Here is an 18,015-nt window from a genome sequence, read left to right on the forward strand (position 1 = left end):
CTTCTTCATCGTGCGACGATTCTCGGACTTCGCCTCATTCCATCTCACGCTACGCCGGAGTTGCTCTGCGCCTCCGGCAACCCGCGACGATTGCCGACGTCTCACCTCGAATAGCTCGCGACGCCGCTCCTCAAATAGCCCGGGACGTAACACCCAGGTCAGCATGGACGATGTCAGCTTGATCGCACCCTCGCTGGCGGCCGCAGAGGCCTCTGCGGCGCAGTTGGGGGCCTTGCCTGAGGTGGCTCGCGTGGTCACACTGCAGAGTTTCATACCAACCGATCAGCCGGCCAAGCTGAAGCTCATAGCCGATGCCCCTTCGAGCCTGACGCCGGTGCTGACCCAAAGCGCAGCCAGTCCGGCCAGCGACGTGTTGCGCGTCAATGCGCTTAAGAGCCTGGCTAGGCTGCTGCCGCTTGCATCCGAAGACCATCCCGGCCCAGGCGCGGCAGAAAGTGTCCGATTGGCCAAGGCGCTGCGCCAGCTCGCGGCTGCCGATGCTACTACCCGCGATCGCGCGGAACAAGCACTGGCCCTGCCACTGCGCTTGGCGCTGGCCGACCTGCAGCGCGCCTTGCAGGCGCAGCCGATCGATCGGCAGATCGCTGCCACACGACCTGGTGCGCGACTGGATCACGCCGGATGGCCGTGCCCTTGTCACTTTGAGTCCGCGTCTGCCATGCGCGGACAGTCCCGCACGCGCGGCTGCGCTAGACCATTTCATCGACACCATTCTGCGCGTCGAGCCTACGGCAGCAGGAGGGCCGATTTCGGTGCGGGGCTCGGCCGATACTATCCTCGGCGCCTTCGCCCAGGCCGGGGCCTGGGCTTTGCTCTCGATCACGGTGCTGCTTTGGATCACACTGCGTCGCCTTACTGACGTGCTGCTGACGCTGGTGCCGCTGCTGGTTTCCGCCACGGTAGCCTTGGAGTTGTGCGTGGTGTTCGGCATCGCACTGAATTTCGCCAATATCATCGCATTGCCTTTGTTGCTTGGTATCGGTGTGGCCTTCAAAATCTACTATGTGATTGCGTGGCGCGCCGGCAAAACACGCCTGCTGCAATCGAACCTGACACTTGCGGTTCTGCTCAGCGCGGCCACTACTGCTACCGCCTTCGGCAGCCTGTGGCTGTCGCACCATAGCGGCACCGCCAGTATGGGAAAGCTGCTGACGCTGTCGTTGATGTGCACATTGGTCGGCGCGGTGTTCTTCCAGCCGATCCTGATGGGCAAAGCCACGCCGCACCAGCATCAGTCGGCAGACTGCCCACGCAATAATGCCGAAATAGGTGTGCCGATCTCTACGCGCGGGTAGCGGATATGTCCCTACCCGAAGTAGTCTGCGATACCACGAGGTGAATGTGCTCCACGTTGGGCGGCAGGCCATGCAAGGTGCTGACCACGGAAGCGATTTCTTCAGGTCCTTGCTCGTGGCCATCCTCAGAACGCACCCGACCGCCTGCAGGCCGAACGGCATGCCGACGTGGTCGACGCCGCAGGGCGCGAGGCTACGGGCATACTGCTTCTGGCATCCAGCGTCACCTCGCCGCCCATTCACGCCGGCATCGCGGAGACGTCGGCCGCATGGCGCCTGGCCGGTGACGCCCGCCCGGCGCGGCGAAATCCATGTACCCTGCGACGGTGGCGCGCGTCAGCCTCCGCGTGACGGCTGGTTGGCCGTTCCCGGCCGGCTCGCATGCCGGTCCTTGCACATACCCCTTCCCGGAGATTGCGACATGGCCATCCAGCTCAACCACACCATCGTCTTTTCTCGTGACAAGAAGGTGTCCGCCGACTTCCTCTGCGAGATCCTCGGACGTCCCGCAGCCGTGCCCTTCGGGCCGTTTCTCGCCGTACGGCTGGACAATGATGTCACCCTGGACTTCATGGACGCGGAAGGCGATGTTGCCCTGCAGCACTAGGCCTTTCTGATCAGCGACGGTGAATTCGAGCAAAGCCTCGCCCGAATCCGCGCGCGCAACCTGATGTGCTGGTCAGACCCATACCGCCGCCGCCCCGGCGAGGTCAGCACGGACGGTGGCTGCCGCAGAATCTATTTCGAGGATCCGAGCAAGCACTTTCTGGAAATCTTCACGAAGGGATAAGACGCATGCGCATCCAGAAGAAGAGGCGAGACGACTGCCACAAGCGAGCGGCCATTACAGGGTTCTCCTGCACAACCCAGATGACGGGTGCCGGCCCTGAGCGGCGGGCATCCGCAGAATTTGCTCCGCTCGACTCTGTCCGCCAGCGAACAGGGCCCGTGCACTTTGCACCCCACGCAACAGCTAGCTATGGCGCCATGCTCAGGCCGCGATCCCGCGGACGCTTTACTGATCCATTAACAATCAGCCCCGCCGCATCGGCACGCCTCCGCTAGCGCACTCGCCCGCCAAACGCAAACGCAAAACCGAGTAAGTATTTACGCAAAAATTCGTGGGAAGGCTGCGGGGCTGCATGCTGCAATACGTGCATGGTTCACTTAACACATTCCCCTTCGCGGAATGACGGCCATGCTGACTCGCCACCCACTGCTGCCGCCCACGCCGACACCCATGGCAACGCAGGAGCCTCGCCGTCGCCGCTGGAGATTCGCGGTCTCAACGTGCAGTTCCCGAGCAGGACAGTGTTCTATACGTGGGTCAACATTCGATGCAAATTACCGCGTTCCCTGGGTAAGAATTCGGTGCAAATCAACAGCGGAGAGGCATAAAAAGCCGGCGCGTGGCCGGCCTTTTCTCAAATGCGAGATTATTTGCCGGCTTCGGCCTCGCACTTCTTCATGAATGACGTCTTTGCAGCACCGGCGAGTGGCTTACCGTCCTTCCCAACGGCCTTGGCTTCACAGGAGGCTGACGCGTCGCCTTTGTTGCCACTTTCGCACTTCTTGATAGAGGAAGCTTTCGCGGCCCCAGCTAGCGGCTTGCCATTTTTGTCAACCGCCTTCGCTTCGCAGTTCGAAGAAGCCGCTGGAGCGGCGGCGGACGTTGCAGGCTTGGTGGCTGCCCCAGGCGCGGCAGTTTGAGCGTAAGCAAAACCTACCGAAAAGAGCGCTGCAATGGCTACCGCACAGAATCTTTTCATCACGATACCCCTCCTCAGAATTTATAAGGCAATTTGCCTAGCTCTCATAAACGTTTGGGCCGCGTCATCGTTGACGTCGCTCTCCCTCATATGAATGCATTACCCACCGAAAGACAGTATCGCTTGGTCCCAGGATTTTGTATCTATTTCTGTCCGCAGGGAGTCGGCCCGCCTCGAAATCTCGCCGCTGTCTGCCAGCCACCGCTCGACCCATGTGCCGCATGAGAAACTTCAGAAGACGACAAGCCACGACTATAAGGTCATGTGTAGTCGACTGGAGGGGCATCGCCGGCTCACCGCTGCCCTCGCGTTTGTCGAGCAATAGTGCACGGGGTCGATGAAGACTTCGTGAGGAAGGGTGAAATTACGTCACTCTTTCCGCATCGCACGTGTAGTCGTGCCAACGAAGCACCTCGTAGCGAAGCTCTCATCGCAACAATATGTGAGGCATACTAGCCAGTTCAAGCTGGAGATTTTCCATGAACGCACTCGTCCAAGCGTTGGAGGGCCGCAGCGACAAGCTGCTGGCGGAACTTGAAACAATCTACAAGGACCTTCATCAGCACCCTGAGTTGTCAATGCAGGAGGTCCGAACCGCAAAGGTCGCGGCAGACTTTATTGAGGCGTTGGGCTACGAAGTGACGCGGGCAGTAGGAATCACAGGTGTCGTTGGGGTATTGCGCAATGGTGAGGGCCCCACGGTGATGCTCCGCGCAGATATGGACGCGCTGCCCATGGCCGAAAACACCGGCTTGCCTTACGCCAGTACGGTCAAGAGCAAAGATGAAGACGGCGTCGAAGTCGACGTGGCCCATTCTTGCGGGCATGATATGCACGTGACTTGGCTGATGGGAGTTTCGCGCGTCCTTGCCGAGCACCGCAATGCCTGGAAGGGCACAGTCATGGTGGTATTTCAACCTGGAGAAGAGGTAGGACGCGGTGCCCGCAGCATGGTTGACGACTGGGGCGCTGAACGCTTCCCCAAGCCAGACATTATTTTGGGCCAGCACGTCATGGTGGGGCCTAGCAGCACGGTCAGCTACCGCCAGGGGGTCATTCTGTCGGCGGGAGATAGCCTGAAAATCAAGCTGTACGGACGCGGCTCGCATGGCTCGCAGCCGCAGACTTCCATTGACCCGGTCATTATGGCTGCTTCCACGACGCTGCGCCTGCAGACCATCGTCTCGCGTGAAATTTCGCCGATGGATAACGCAGTGCTGACCATTGGTTCGCTGCAGGCAGGTACCAAAGAAAACATCATCCCCGACGAGGCCACCATCAAGCTGAATATGCGCACCTTCGACGAAGACGTGCGCGAGTACATGCTGGCGTCCATCAAGCGAATCTGCTGCGCGGAGTGCGATGCGTCCAACGCCGAGCGACCGCCGGAGTTCACCACGCTCAGCCAATACCCCCTAACCGAGAACGATGCCACTGCCACGCGTCAGGTGGCCGATGCTTTCCAGGCCCAGTTTGGCGACAAGGCCTACGAAGCAGCACCCGCCTCGGCCAGTGAAGATTTCAGCGTCTTCGGTCGAACCTGGAATGTGCCCTACGTCTTCTGGTTCATCGGAGGGACCGACCCTGACGTCTATGCACAAGCCAAAGCAGCGAAGCAGATGAATAAGATACCGAGCAATCATTCCCCAAAGTTTGCACCGGTCATTAATCCGACGCTGGAAACTGGCCTGCACGCAATGCTCACCGCCACCTCGGCCTGGCTCTGCACTCCTTCACAGGCATGATGGAACATAACCTGTTCGTATTGGTTGACCTGCTGGGTACCTTCGCATTCGCGGTCAGCGGCGCTCTCGCCGCCGAGCAGAGACGGCTTGACCTGTTTGGCGTGCTGGCCATCAGCCATCTGACCGCTTGTGGCGGTGGAGTGATTCGCGACCTGTGCCTTGGTGCTCTACCGCCGGTCGGCATTTCGGATTGGCGATACCTCGCCACATCGGCGCTCGCGTCAGCGATTGCAATTTGGGCACGCCCAATTATTGACCATCTCAAGCATCCTATCGTTTTTTTTGATTCGCTTGGGCTAGGCTTCTTCGCCGTCATTGGCGCGCACAAGGCGCTCCAGTTCGGCCATGGTGTCGAGGTTGCCATCATTCTCGGTATGYTGACCGCTGTTGGTGGCGGCGTGGCGAGAGATGTGGTGCTCAACCGCGTGCCCATTATCCTCGATAAGGAAATCTACGCCGTTGCAGCGCTGGTCGGGGCAGCCATCCAGGTGCTTGGACAACTCATGGAGTGGAGGCTCGCGGTCACTCCCTGGTTCGGAGCCTTTATTTGTTTCGCCATCCGCGCCCTCGCGCTGCGCTACTCCTGGAGTCTWCCAATGGTCAGGAGAAGTGATGCCGCGCAATGAATGTGCAGCCCATTATTCAGCTTGCGTGTAGCGAGAAGCTGCCCTTCGATTCGCCATTTTCCGTTGCGACTGCTCAAAAGACTGGCCTGTCAGATGCAAGCAAAGCCACGACCATCTGGAACAAGCCGGAGCTGCGTGAACAGCTTCTGACCGGAGTGCGGTGCACCGCTAACGCAGTAGCCGACATGTCTGGCACTCCCAAGCCCGAGGGTACTTGGAAATCTAGTGAAAATGAGGGATGAAGTACAGCGAGTGTTGCGGTCCGCGTCCGTTAGCCGGTGAAGGCCCGACCTATGTCGAGGACTGGTTCGGCAGCTGAGACACTATTGCTTAACCGAAGTGTCGTGCGCCAGGCCAGCGATTAGGTTCTCGATAACAGGTGCCAGTTGGGACGCGGAGAACCCGGCCTTGGCAACCGCGCGTAGCCCTGCAATTGTGGCCACAACCGCGAGCGCACTCTCAGCCGGCTCAATATCCGATTTAAACGTACCGGAAAGTTGCCCCGAAATCACGAGCAATTCAAACGGATTCAGGATTGATTGAAGGCCAGAGCGAACCAACTGTTGTACTCGGGCGTTATGCAAGCCTAGCTCCGAGGACGCATTCATTAGGAGACATCCACCGGCTCCATCATCGTCTTGCGCAATACTGAGCAGCAGCTCGCGAAGCTGCGTAAGCGGCCGGTCGGAATCAGCTGCCTTCCGGATAACTGAGACGCTTGTGTCGGTGGATGTAATGATGGAGTCGACGGCACGCATCAGTGCTTGGTCTCTGTCGGACTCTATTGGTTGTGCTGGCATTTTCCGCTCACCTTATATTCTGGACCAACCATATAAAATTTGATTTTTTTCGCGATGATGCTTGACTGGGCAATGCGACAGCGCGAAAAAAGGCCGAGGGCGGCGCCGCATTCAGTCGGCTGACAAGGCAACGGAAGTTCTCCTCGCCCTTGTCAACGCAGGAAAGGCGACGCCCTTGCGTGACCTGGCGCGCGCCATCGGCATGCCAAATAGTCTCGCGCACCGCTATCTGGCGAGTCTGATGGCGAGCGGCCTGGCGGTTCAGAATGAAATCACCGGTCTTTATGACCTGGGACCTACCGCGGTTCGCATAGGCGCTTCGGCGCTGGCGCGTGTCGATCATCTGCGCCTTGCAAGCGAAGCCATGCCGCAACTGGTAGCCAGTACGGGACTTCCTGCACTGCTCAGCGTCCTGGGGGATCGCGGCCCGACCATCGTTCGTTGGGAGCGCAGTTTTGTTCCGTTTATCACCACGCTGTCGGTTGGCTCGACATTCCAGTTGACCAATTCTGCGACCGGACGAGTATTGCTGGCATTCACACCTGAGCAGGTCAGGAATGATCTGATCGAGCTGGCTGTCTCCCGTAATCTCGAGCAGCCGCCAGCGAAATTGCTCGAGCATCTTGAGAAGATCCGCAAGCGAGGATACGACGAAGCCGAATCGGTCCTGATTCCAGGCCTGTCAGCAATCAGTGCCCCGATACTGGATGTTCAGAACGAGGCGGCTGCCTGTCTGACGTTGATCGGCGCAAGCCCTGATGTGCAGCGTATCAAAGCCAAGGCTATCTCGTGTCTGGTAGAGACAAGTACACGTATCTCGCAAGTTTGTGGGAGCAACTTGTCGTTCGCTTGATAGTTTCAGCCATGGCAGCCTAACCACGAATATCGCATGGACACCTCGGTATCGCGCAATAGGCGATGCCGCTTCCGGCTTGCCTTAACAGGCTGCTGAAATACGTCCCGCGCAACGCGCGGGTTTCCCCGCTCGCGCGACGACGACTCTGTTTTTTCCACATTCTGAAACTCAGGCGTAACTTCGTCGGCTTTTCGACCGCCTGACGCCTGTTTCCCGCCCGCTTTTGTCCYTTTATCGCTGCTGCAGGCGGATTTGTCCYAGCGATCGCATGCGCACGAGGTTGTAAGCGGCCATCGTCAACACAAACATCTGGTCRACTCTCCTCAATCCGCGCACCATCACCTGACGCATGCCACCCACCGTCTTGGCCCAGCCGAAGCCTTGCTCGATCAGCTTTCGCTTTTGCTGAGAGATCGCATAGCCTGCGCTGGCGGCAATCGGATTGGGCACTGCAGAGCGTCGCCCGTTGGTATTTTGCGCCACATGCGGCATGACCCTCGTCCTCAGGCACGCTTCGACGAACTCCGCTGCGTCATAGCCCTTGTCTGCACCGAGCGTGAGCACCGTGCCTGGATCCTCAACGGCCTGCCGAGCATCGTTGATCATGACCTTGGCGGCCTCACGGTCACTATTTCCGCTGACGATGCCCACCAATTACTAATGTGGGTACGAGAAACCTATTTCACTCGGAAATGTTCGACGCTCTGCCCTGCATTCACCGCCCTCTGCAGCCAATCTGGCAGTTCGCCATTACCGTCCCAAACGCGACCATCCGCACTCCGGTAGCGCACCTCCCGCAGTTTGGTAGCATCCTCAAAACACCCAGCACGAATAAGGTCGTCGAAGGAAATGCTGTTTCGGACCATCTGCATTCGGACCCACAAGATCGCGGCTTGCTTGTCCGCTGACTCTCTGCTGCCAGACACAAATAGACGGCCCGCCCCCAGCGGCTCCGAGTTTGTGCCCCGACTTGAACGCCGGACTGTCTCGTTAGGTACTGATTGTATTGCTCTCATGAAATCAAATGACAGCGGATTCTGTCCGCAAGAGAATACTGGTAAGAGTTGTCGCCTGCGGTCCAGAGGAAATTCAAGACAATAGGCCGTACGCAATATGAGGAAAACTTCCAACCGCGAAGCTGTCTTTAAAACTAAAGCTCGCGCTAATGACCACCACGCCCGTCCCGCTGCATAGCCTTGAGAAGAACATGGCCATTAATTGTGATCAGAGCACGATGGCGTCCCGGTGAGACACGCTCCCGGGTTGCAAGTTCCCGTTCGAGCAAGGCATTAAAATCGGCGGGATCAAGTTCGACTGTGTCAATAGCGTTCTTCACCAGCATCAGCGTCGCGAGTTCGTGAGGACTCAGCATCAGTGTCTCCTAGATAAGGGCACTACGTTTGCTGTAACTTGCTTTCTTCAGTGATGACACACACGATGCTGTTACCGGCATGCGGCACTGCAGCGAAGGACTCATTTGGCGGCTATCGCGCCAGACCAGCAGGTTATCACGCCAGCCCTCTTCCGGCGGAAATTAAAGGCATCCGGTATTTCCCTGACTGCACCCTCTGTGACTCGCCACAGTTGAGAACTGCCGGCGTGAGCGGGTCTGGCCACGAAGACTCGATAATAGTTGTTCGCATTTTGAACAAAAGTTCAGGGGGACCATGGCCGGCGGATGCCAGGCGGGGACGCATTGAGTCTTGGGTACCATATGACCACGGCTTGTTATCTCACTCGCGTGGCCCCGAGTGGGGAAGCGGGGCCAGGTACTCGCCAGCACTTCGGCGCACCGGTTGCGCCATACGGCGGGGTCGCGTATGACCGACCAGCAGGTTGACCTGCGCTTTGTGCGCGACAACTTCGGGCATGCCTCCGTCTTCACCACCAACCTCTGCCTACACCGAAGACGATGCGCGGTACGAGGCCATACAGGAACGGCATCGGATCGGGTGGACCTAGACACCGTGCGCCGCTGCGCAGGACCAGACCGATGCCCCGGTCTCGCTCTGGTTCTTTCGTCCGCTCCCCCTTGTACTCAGTCTTCGCAGGCTGTCGCGAAAATACGCCCTCCTCGCAACTTTTGGAGGATTCGCCCGACTGGATTGGCTGCCTCTAGCCCCTTGTCCTTGTTACGAGATGATGAAATTGCTTTCGGTCCGCGGACTACCTGTGGTCATCAGTGTCCTAGTGTTTACCCGATTGTCTTATCAAATGTATGCATCAATAATCCTGCCCTCAGCCCGCACCAAATTGGCGCATCGACGCTCTAGGGCCATGTTGAAGAGCAACAAGATAAGAGGTTCCACATGTTTCGATTCGAGTATGGGACGACCAATGTCTACGCGCTGCTTGGCTTCGCGGACGCCGAGGAAATTCCGTTAAAAGCGGAAATCGTGAAGGAGATGACGGTATGTATGAGAGCCGCAGGCATTACCTTGTCCGACGCCGCAGCCATGCTCGAGACGCTTCAGTCGGATCTCGCCCTGGTTCTCTGCGGTAAGTTTCAAGACATTCGCGCGGATGAGTTGCGCGGTTGGCTCGCGCGCCTTACCTCCAGGTTGTGGTGAGCCCACCCCAAAAGAGAGTTGTCCGGCTAAGCCGGTATCTAGCCATTCGGTGCACCAAACAATAATACGAAACGGAAAAATATCCGCGCCAGCCTAGCGCGGCAGCGCTATTTGCTAGTGCCATGTGCATACGTGGTGGTGGTAGTCGAAAGCCGAACACAGAATCGGCACGATCGGAAGATAGGGGTCATACAAACTTTGACGGAGACAAGCAGGATGACGAAACGAATTGCATTGGTGACTGGCGGTATGGGCGGTTTGGGGGAGGCTCTCAGCCTCAGGCTGCACGACGCCGGCTACGACGTGGTCGTGACTCACACGCCAGGGAACCCGAATGTGCACAACTGGCTAGCCACCATGGAAGCTGCCGGCCGCAATTTCCGCGCGTACGCGCTAGACGTGGCGGACTACGATGCCTGCCAGGCAACGATGGCAAAGATTCTTGCCGAGGTCGGCCAGGTCGACATCCTGGTTAATAACGCCGGCATTACCCGCGACATGGCCTTCAAGAAGATGGACAAGGTCAATTGGGACGCCGTGATTCGCACCAACCTGGATTCGGTGTTCAACGTGACCAAGCCTCTGTGTGAAGGCATGGTGGAGCGGGGATGGGGGCGCATCATCAATATCTCGTCCATCAATGGTTCGAAGGGTGCATTCGGACAAACCAACTATGCGGCCGCGAAGGCGGGCATGCATGGGTTCACAAAGTCGCTCGCGCTAGAGGTGGCTCGCAAGGGGGTGACGGTCAACACGATCTCTCCGGGTTACTTGGCGACCAAGATGGTCACCGGCGTGCCGCAGGAGATCATGGATACAAAGATCCTGCCTCAGATTCCGATGGGGCGCCTTGGCAAGCCGGAGGAAGTGGCAGCCCTCGTTGCCTATCTGTGCTCCGAGGACGCGGGCTACATTACCGGATCCAATATTGCGATCAACGGCGGGCAGCACATGCAATGATCGACGGGGACGGAACATGGTTCGTTAGCGACACCGTGCCCCCTTCTGCGACTCCCTATTGCGGGAGCGCGTAGAGAACTACCTCACACGCGATTCACCATCAGTCCCCCGACCTTTTTAGGTGGAGACGACTGAGCGTCCCAACGCGTGTCGGTAGAGCAATTAATCATTCACCATCGGAGACCAGCGTGATCCTTACTCAGGAACAAATTTTGGCGGTGCATCAATCCAATCTCGAATCCCGGTATAGACTGACATCCAAGGCGATCGAAGGCTTTGAGAAGTTCCTTGAGTTGAATATGCGGGTCGCGAAGACGGCTCTGACGGAAAATCTGGACGGCGCCAAGCGCGCGCTCTCTGCCAAAGAGCCGCGGGATCTGCTTGAGGTCCACGCGTCGCTGGTACAGCCGGCCGGCGAGAAGGCTATGGCTTACGCCCGCCACCTCTATGAGATCACATCGGAAACCCAGAAAGAGCTCGCCAAAGTGGCAATCGCTATGCTGACTGAGGGCTCACAGAAGCTGCGAGAGACTGTCGACAACTTCGCCAAGAATGCGCCGGCCGGCACGGAATCGGCCATGGCGATCGTGATGTCGGCTATTATTGCCGCCGACAATGCCTACGAGTCTTTGGAGAAGGCCGCGGCGCAAGCCGTGGAAATTGCTGAATCCAATACCCAGGCCGCCGCAACCGTGGCAACGAATGCCGCAGAGCAAGTCTGCGTGACGGATCGTGCCGCCTCGAAGAAGACTTCGACTTCCGCCTGATCCTGTTGCTGCGATCCTCTGAGGCCCAGCCTGCCTCGGTCGGGCCGACTTCTTCTTGCCGGGCGCGTGAAACCGGCGCAGCAGTGGGGGGGCTATGAGCCTTGACAGTCGGCAGGTGACGCCGATCACGCCGTCTGGCCAGCCGCGCCAAGGCCGGCAATGGGAAGCGGCTCGCCACCGGCTTATCCGATGCGTCAGCGCACGGCCCTCCCCGATTCATAGTTGAACTCGAAGAGGCAGCTCATGCATGCAGTTGAAGGGACGAATGCCCCGTGTGTGGCTACATTTCATCGACTTGCGCCACTGCTGCCCCAAGGATGCCGTGCCGGGCGAGCGCCGCGCTGACGAATCCGCTATCGATCATGTCCTTGACGAAGGCCGCGAGCTATTCAAATGCGATCGGACCAACACGATCAGGTAGGCCCATCGCCTGCCGGATGACCATGAACCGTCCAGGCAGCAAGCGCAGGCCGGCCACGCGTCCCGCATCCGCCTCGAGTTTCTGCCTTACGCCCGCAGCCACCTCCGCTCCTTCCGCGATAAAGGTGTCCACGACAGCGGTCGAGGTCGAGGTCGGCGCGCGGACGACCTCTTGCATGCTGCAGTTAGCGAATCAGGAACAGATCATAGGCACTCCCTTTGCCAACCACGACGTGATGCTCAACCTGGTCAACCTGGCCGTTTTCCATGAGCAGGGAATCCTCACGCACCAGATAGCTGCCTTCGATCAGCACATAAGGCATCGATAAATGGATCCCTTGGCCGCGCAGCGGGTCGATGGCAAAGAAGCCGAAGTCGGCCCATTCCGAGCGCACCGCCTCTACCAACTTGCCGGCCGCATCGAACACCACCAGTTCGAGCGGCAGCCCGAGCCGCTGCGCGAGCTCCGTGGCCAGGTCCACGGAGACGCCGTTCGGAGCGCCGCCGCCGGGATCGCGCATAGCAAGGATGCCCCGAATAGCGGCCGGATGCCCGTTCCTCGGCCATAGCAAAATTTTTGCGGATAACGGAGCAACGGCTGCGACAATCGTCGGCGTCCGAGTTTAGTCAGCAAGTGCAAACAGAGCCTTGCTCGTAGCGAGCAACGCATCGTCTCAATATCGCATGGCGCCAAGCTTGCGCGATCCCGGGTGCAGGCTTCAGTCAAGCGATCCGGATCGAGAAAACGGTCCGTCCTCTACTGTCGGCCGGCGTGGATTGCGATGCGGCGTCCGCCAGCGACGACATCAGAAGCTCCAGAAGAGAAAGTGTCGATGCCGTCGCTCATGGACCGCGCGAGGAGGCCGGGTCTCGGGGCCGAGCTGCGCATCTGGATCGATAACTCTCGCGCGCAGCGCCATGTCGTAGAACGCGCCCACCATCGGCAGGGCGCTGTGCGCGCCCTCGCCCCAATAGTTGCCGAGCGTCACACGTCCATCGTCAAAACCCACCCATGCGCCCGCGACCAGTTGCGGATGCATCAGGATGAACCAGCTATCCGTGTTTTCCTGCGTCGTTCCCGTCTTGCCGGCCACGTCGGCGCGAATCCCGAAGCGCGTCCGGATGCCCGCGCCGGTGCCCCGGCTAACGACGTCGCGCATCACGTCGACGAGCGTTTGCGCTGCGTTGGCGGGCAGCGCCTGTTCCGGCGATGCGCTCGCGAATTCGGCGAGCACCTTGCGGTCGTGATCCTCGATGCGCGTGACCATGCGCGGTTCGATATAGGCGCCACGGTTCGCGATCGTACTGTACGCCGATACCATTTCCTTGAGCGTGACGGGGCTCGTGCCGAGCGCAAGCGAAGGCACCGCTTCGAGCGGACTCACTCGCACACCCATCGCGTGCGCGAGCCGTGCGACCTTCTCGGGGCGTTCCTTTTGCATGAGCTGAGCGGTGACGCGGTTGCGCGAATACACTAGCGCGTCGCGCAGCGTCATCGGTCGTCCGGTGGGCGGCTCCGCGTCGGTAGGCCGCCAGATCGCATGCCCTGTCAGCGGAATGGCGACGTTCCGGTCTACTATCGTATCGCTTGGCCGCGCGCCATCCGCGAAGGCCGCGCCGTAGACGAACGGTTTGAACGTCGAACCCGGCTGACGTCGGGCCTGCTGCACGTGATCGAAAGGTTCGTCCCTGAAGTTGCGGCTGCCAACCCATGCCTTGATATCCCCGTTGCGTGGATCGATCGCGACAAAACCCGCTTGGATTTGCGTCTTGCTCTGGCAGAGCGCACGGACGAACGTGGGGTTCGTAGCGAGCTTCCTGAGAGTGACCTGATCCGATTGACCAGCATCGCGTGCAGCGCGATAGTCGGGCGTCTGCCGGATGAATGTCTGGAACAGGTCATTGCCCGGCCAGCAACCCGTGCGTTCGTTCCATGCGCCGTTCGCGATCCATTGCAACTGGTTCGCCTGCCAGTCCATCGCCTGCGTCGCCATTGCCTGCAGCCGCGAATCGATGGTCGTGCGCACGACCAGCCCGTCGGCATAGATGTTGTAGCCGTTGCGATCGGCCCATGCGATCAGCCACTTGCGCAATTGCGCCGAAAAATGCGGCGCGGCGCCGGGTGGCGCGGTCTGCAACTCGAAATTGACGTTGAGCGGCTGTCGCTTCAGCCAGGTGTAGGAATCGGGCTTGAGCTTCCCGTACTTGTTCATCTGCCCGAGCACTGTGTTTCGTCGCTGCAACGCGCGCTCGGGATTGAGCACAGGATTGTAGGCGCTGTTGGCCTTCAGCATGCCGACGAGCGTCGCGCTTTCAAGTATGTCTAGCTGATCGGCAGATTTGCCGAAGTAGGTGCGTGCGGCCATTTCCACGCCGTAGGCGTTGTACAGAAACGGCACCGTGTTCAGGTACGTCTCGAGGATCTGATCCTTGCTGTACACGGCTTCGATTTTGAACGCCGTAATCGCTTCCCTTAGCTTGCGCGTGAGGGTCGGCGCGCGGCCGATTTCGTCGGGATACAGGTTGCGCGCGAGCTGCTGAGTGATCGTCGAGCCACCTTGCCGGTCGCCGGAGACCGTATGCAGCGCGGCCGACGCGATGCGCTTCCAGTCGATGCCGTGATGCTCATAGAAGCGGCGGTCTTCGGTCGCGATCAATGCATCCACCATGTATGGCGAGATCTGCCTGAGCGACACCCATGCACGATTGAGCGGTTTGAACTCATCGAGCAGTTTGCCATCGGCCGACACGATCAACGCTGGCCGATCAACGCGAGCTTTGCGGATGTCGCCGATGCCCGGCGTAAGCGGCACGAGCGCAAGCACGTACAGCAGGCAGAGTGCCGGCAATGCGACGAGTGTCAGCGCGATGCCGCGTCGCGTCGGGTGGCGAAGGCGGCTCAGCGCGCCGTTGAAAACGAGTCGGGTCATCGTGCTACCGGCGGCGGCCAGCGGTTGGACGCGGGCGAGCCACCGTGCGCAATGCTCACAAAACAACGATGCATATCGGCGATTCACGGTGGCGGGGCGCTTGCGGAAAGAGCGGGATCGTACCAAAGCGGAAGGACGCTTCTGTTGTCAAAGCAGGGCTGCGGCGCACGGCATTTACAGAAAATTGCATTTGTTTCGTATGGGCAACGTTCGCTATGGCCGATGAAGAGACGATCACCAACCCCGCCTTGTATGGCCGCTCATGAGCACCCACCCGACTTTTCTGAGGCAGAGTCCGGATGCCCGCTCGTCGGGCTTCACGAGCATCCCGCGGGAAGAGCAGCCCAAACCGAAGCGACTTACGACTTGATTTCAATGCCGGGTCAGCAATACTGCTGACCCGGACTATGCTTCCGCACTAGAGCAATTGCTGCGTGCCCGCGACGGGCCACAACCAGTTCCGCTTGGCCACCCCTGTAGGGCGCAATCGGTGACGCCGTCCATCCTATCCTCTGTGCTGCAGGCTTCAATCTCCATTGGCTACTCCGGGCCATTGCTCGCCTGGGCATCCACAGGTCATTTTTTTGTCTTGACTCTGCTCACAGGCATGGCTCGATCCGCCAGGGATGCAGCCAGTCGACTTGGTCCGCGTGCCGCAGTCAATTGATGGGGCGGCTAGAATCATCCAACTTTCAGCCACGCTGAGCTCTCGGACTGAATTTTTCAGGTCCGACGAGGCAGGTATGACCGCCAACAACTCATCCAAGGCAATCATGGCTGCAGTCAAGAATGTGTCGGATCCGGGCCAACGCAAGGAGCCCGTAGGGCGACTGAAGAGGCGCCCGGTTCGGCGACGCTAGAGTCAGCCTCCGGCACCGATTCAGAGGTCGTTTCCCGCGCTCGACGCAGGCAATTTTCCAACGCCGACAAGCGTCGCATACGGAAGCGGCTGACCGCTGCACCAAGCCCGGAGAGATCGGCGCGCTGATGCGCCGTGAAGGCGTGTACTCGTCGTCCTTGAGCACATGGCGGCGCCAGCGCGAGGCTGCCGAACTGGCTGCCCTTGCCCCACAAAAGCGAGGACCCAAATTCGACGAGAATCGGGCCGAGGCGCGACACATCGCGCAGCTCGTCATTGTCAATGCGGATTTGGATTTCCCCCGCTAGGATCAGCTCCATGGCTCCAAAAGGATGGGCGTGCTCTTCCGGTGCGCCGGGTTCGCGCGTCACTGTGACAAGGTCGGAAGTGTCCTCTTGGGCAAGAGCCCTGGCAAATGCTTCGCGTTGCATGCTAATGCCCCCGATCGACAGCGCTTAACGCTACTTCGCTTGCCATTCGGTGCGTGCCAGCTTCCGTGAATACTACCCCCTGTTGGTCAGCGCTGTGCTGCGCGCACGAAGTCTTCGAGGGTGATTGCCTGCGGTCACGCACGGTCGCTCAAATATCACGCGGCGACGAACCGGACCGGCCGAGAAACCGTTGGTCGAGTGAGCCAAGCAGGCGGCAGTCCCCCGCCATTACGGCCGCTGATCCGCGCTCTCGCACGGACGCCAGAACGTCGGCTCAAGCCTGACCGGACACTCGGCGGGCAGAGCCCGGCGCCCGCTCATGGGCCGATCCGGCATGCGTGTCCTGCAAGCCGTCAAGCGCCTGCCGGTTGAAAATCAGCCCAGAGCGCCAACGGTGATGCCAACTCTATCAATTTGGTCAAAGAGCCGCCCTGTGCGTAGCCTTCGCAGGCAACGTGTTGAGCCGCGTCCCGGTACCAGCAAGGCATGGTCAGCCACATCAGGAGCCATCAACGCAGTCGTAACAGAGATGGTCCCGCTTTGAAGCCGTTAAATGGCCTGGGATGCCGCCCTGCATCGGAGTATCGTCTCGGTATCAAAGAGACGGAGAGCCGACATGCGATGCACGATCGTTCTGGAGTTCGATGATGGCAGTGGCACGGTGGCAAAACGGGTTGAGGTGATGCAGTTTCACCGCGTCGACCACAGCCAAGCCTCCGGCGACGTCGTTTGTCTCTGCGGAAGGTACGTCGCTAGTCAATTGCGTCCAGCAAGAGTTCGTCGTAGAACAGCTCGATCGCTACTGCGCGGCGCAGCGAACTTGTGAGGTCTGCGGCGCGCTCCGTCGCATGCACGACGGRCATTSCKCCGAACTGAAGACCACGCTSGGMAAGGTCTTCTACTGCCGCGAYCGATGGAAAGYATGYAAKTGTGGTRCWGACRGATCSAGGTAYGTGTCGCCGCTTAAGAATTACSTTAAGGAAGCRAGCACAGGCGAGCTGCGATGGCTGCATGCYGAACTCGGCGCCACWATGCCCTACCGGCAGGSCAAGCAGGYCATGGACCTCTTGKTGCCAACTTCCGGACGCGACAGTCACGTGACYATCCGCAATCACACAATGGCCGTGGGCAAATCCCTCCAACACGCACAGCCCGTGCGGCGGTGGTGCGAGGAGATAAMGCCAATCGCYGAGCTGGGCGTTGATGTCGGCTATGTGAGGCAGGCGCGAAGCAATGGCAAGGGAGCCGGCAAGGACAATCGCGCGGGGGCAAGCCGAAGCTCATCGTCGATAGCGGTCGTCGTTGCGGCATTAGGCCAGACTGGCAGACAACCACGGGTCTGGGCTTCCGCCACGCCGCGCACCAAGCGATTGCAGGAAGAAATGACCAAATTCCTGGAGGACAGTGGATACGATGATCCCAATGACGTCTGTGTCGTGACCGATGGCGCCCTGGATCTTGCCGGGGTTGCTGACGACCTTCCGTTCGATACCGAATGGGTTCTCGACCGGGCGCACATCGGTCGAATGCTGCGATACGCCGATCAAGCTATTACGCCTTTGGCGTATGGGCGCCTTACGGCCAACGGGTCAGCATTCGAGTTGTGGGATCTGTTTGTTCGCCTTCGCAGCTTCGTGTGGACCGGGCAAACGGTGCGTTGGCAGAAGCTCGGTAAGGAACTGTGTCGTCTGCTTGATCTGCGCGAAAGACTTGACCCGAACTCAAGCCGCAAAGCCAAACAGGCGCACTGCAAGCTCATAGATTTGATCAGTTACCTCAATAGCCATCTTGAGTCGCTGATCGACTATCGCACCCGGCAGCGTGTCGGCCTACGAATCGCGACCGGCTTCGTCGAGTCATCTATCAATCGAATCGTTGGCCGTCGGATGTGTAAAAGCCAACATATGCGTTGGAGTCGTGCGGGAGCACACAGTGTCGTGCAAGTGCGCGTCGCCCTCTTGAACCA

11 protein-coding genes and 6 pseudogenes are annotated in these 18,015 nt (G+C 59.5%); 10 read left to right on the forward strand and 7 right to left on the reverse strand.

Annotated elements, in window-relative coordinates; translation table 11 throughout:
• Window positions 1–154: 154 nt before the first annotated feature.
• Window positions 155–1,316 (forward strand): annotated as a pseudogene (locus tag AC1DKD_RS25790) (hopanoid transporter HpnN); the annotation flags it as partial.
• Window positions 1,317–1,737: 421 nt separating this feature from the next.
• Window positions 1,738–2,106: pseudogene (locus AC1DKD_RS25795) on the forward strand (VOC family protein).
• 646 nt (window positions 2,107–2,752) lie between these two features.
• On the opposite strand, the gene AC1DKD_RS25800 reads toward AC1DKD_RS25795, so the two are convergent.
• On the reverse strand, window positions 2,753–3,085 hold the full coding sequence (locus AC1DKD_RS25800; RefSeq protein ID WP_441628286.1) for a hypothetical protein: 333 nt from the start codon (window positions 3,083–3,085) through the stop codon (window positions 2,753–2,755).
• A gap of 479 nt (window positions 3,086–3,564) precedes the next feature.
• Here AC1DKD_RS25800 and AC1DKD_RS25805 point away from each other — a divergent pair, with 479 nt between their 5' ends.
• Window positions 3,565–4,830: a M20 family metallopeptidase gene (locus AC1DKD_RS25805; protein WP_441628203.1), complete on the forward strand. Its 1,266-nt coding sequence runs from the start codon at window positions 3,565–3,567 to the stop codon at window positions 4,828–4,830.
• A complete protein-coding gene (locus AC1DKD_RS25810) occupies window positions 4,827–5,456 on the forward strand; it encodes a trimeric intracellular cation channel family protein (protein WP_441628201.1) in 630 nt (209 codons plus the stop codon). Before AC1DKD_RS25805 ends, AC1DKD_RS25810 begins: the two co-directional genes overlap by 4 nt.
• Before the next feature lie 323 nt (window positions 5,457–5,779).
• Here the strand turns inward: AC1DKD_RS25810 and AC1DKD_RS25815 are convergent, their stop codons facing one another.
• Window positions 5,780–6,214: a TetR family transcriptional regulator C-terminal domain-containing protein gene (locus AC1DKD_RS25815; protein ID WP_441628198.1), complete on the reverse strand. Its 435-nt coding sequence runs from the start codon at window positions 6,212–6,214 to the stop codon at window positions 5,780–5,782.
• A 103-nt stretch (window positions 6,215–6,317) separates the two neighbouring features.
• Between AC1DKD_RS25815 and AC1DKD_RS25820 the strand changes: the two genes are divergently transcribed.
• Entirely contained in the window at window positions 6,318–7,109 is a 792-nt protein-coding gene (locus tag AC1DKD_RS25820; RefSeq protein WP_441628196.1) for an IclR family transcriptional regulator, read from the forward strand.
• A gap of 234 nt (window positions 7,110–7,343) precedes the next feature.
• Here AC1DKD_RS25820 and AC1DKD_RS25825 read toward each other — a convergent pair.
• Window positions 7,344–7,742 (reverse strand): annotated as a pseudogene (locus tag AC1DKD_RS25825) (transposase); the annotation flags it as partial.
• Between the two features lie 532 nt (window positions 7,743–8,274).
• Window positions 8,275–8,484: a hypothetical protein gene (locus tag AC1DKD_RS25830; protein WP_441628194.1), complete on the reverse strand. Its 210-nt coding sequence runs from the start codon at window positions 8,482–8,484 to the stop codon at window positions 8,275–8,277.
• A 365-nt stretch (window positions 8,485–8,849) separates the two neighbouring features.
• Here AC1DKD_RS25830 and AC1DKD_RS25835 point away from each other — a divergent pair.
• The 4 genes and pseudogenes from AC1DKD_RS25835 to AC1DKD_RS25850 all read left to right on the forward strand — a co-directional run.
• A pseudogene (locus AC1DKD_RS25835) lies at window positions 8,850–9,074 on the forward strand (tyrosine-type recombinase/integrase); the annotation flags it as partial.
• A gap of 347 nt (window positions 9,075–9,421) precedes the next feature.
• A complete protein-coding gene (locus AC1DKD_RS25840) occupies window positions 9,422–9,682 on the forward strand; it encodes an XRE family transcriptional regulator (RefSeq protein ID WP_441628192.1) in 261 nt (86 codons plus the stop codon).
• Between the two features lie 216 nt (window positions 9,683–9,898).
• Window positions 9,899–10,642: an acetoacetyl-CoA reductase gene (phbB, locus tag AC1DKD_RS25845; RefSeq protein ID WP_441628190.1), complete on the forward strand. Its 744-nt coding sequence runs from the start codon at window positions 9,899–9,901 to the stop codon at window positions 10,640–10,642.
• 188 nt (window positions 10,643–10,830) lie between these two features.
• On the forward strand, window positions 10,831–11,409 hold the full coding sequence (locus AC1DKD_RS25850) for a phasin family protein (protein ID WP_441628188.1): 579 nt from the start codon (window positions 10,831–10,833) through the stop codon (window positions 11,407–11,409).
• 280 nt (window positions 11,410–11,689) lie between these two features.
• Here the strand turns inward: AC1DKD_RS25850 and AC1DKD_RS25855 are convergent.
• The 3 genes and pseudogenes from AC1DKD_RS25855 to AC1DKD_RS25865 form a co-directional block, all read right to left on the reverse strand.
• Window positions 11,690–12,350, reverse strand: a pseudogene (locus AC1DKD_RS25855) (transporter substrate-binding domain-containing protein).
• Window positions 12,351–12,635: 285 nt separating this feature from the next.
• The gene (locus AC1DKD_RS25860) at window positions 12,636–14,759 is read right to left on the reverse strand and encodes a penicillin-binding protein 1A (RefSeq protein ID WP_477104574.1); all 2,124 of its coding nucleotides are present in this window, start codon (window positions 14,757–14,759) and stop codon (window positions 12,636–12,638) included.
• 783 nt (window positions 14,760–15,542) lie between these two features.
• On the reverse strand, window positions 15,543–16,049 hold the full coding sequence (locus tag AC1DKD_RS25865; protein WP_441628184.1) for a hypothetical protein: 507 nt from the start codon (window positions 16,047–16,049) through the stop codon (window positions 15,543–15,545).
• Window positions 16,050–16,665: 616 nt separating this feature from the next.
• Here AC1DKD_RS25865 and AC1DKD_RS25870 point away from each other — a divergent pair.
• Window positions 16,666–18,015: pseudogene (locus AC1DKD_RS25870) on the forward strand (ISKra4 family transposase); the annotation flags it as partial.

This window comes from Cupriavidus sp. 05T313, from assembly GCF_056396665.1.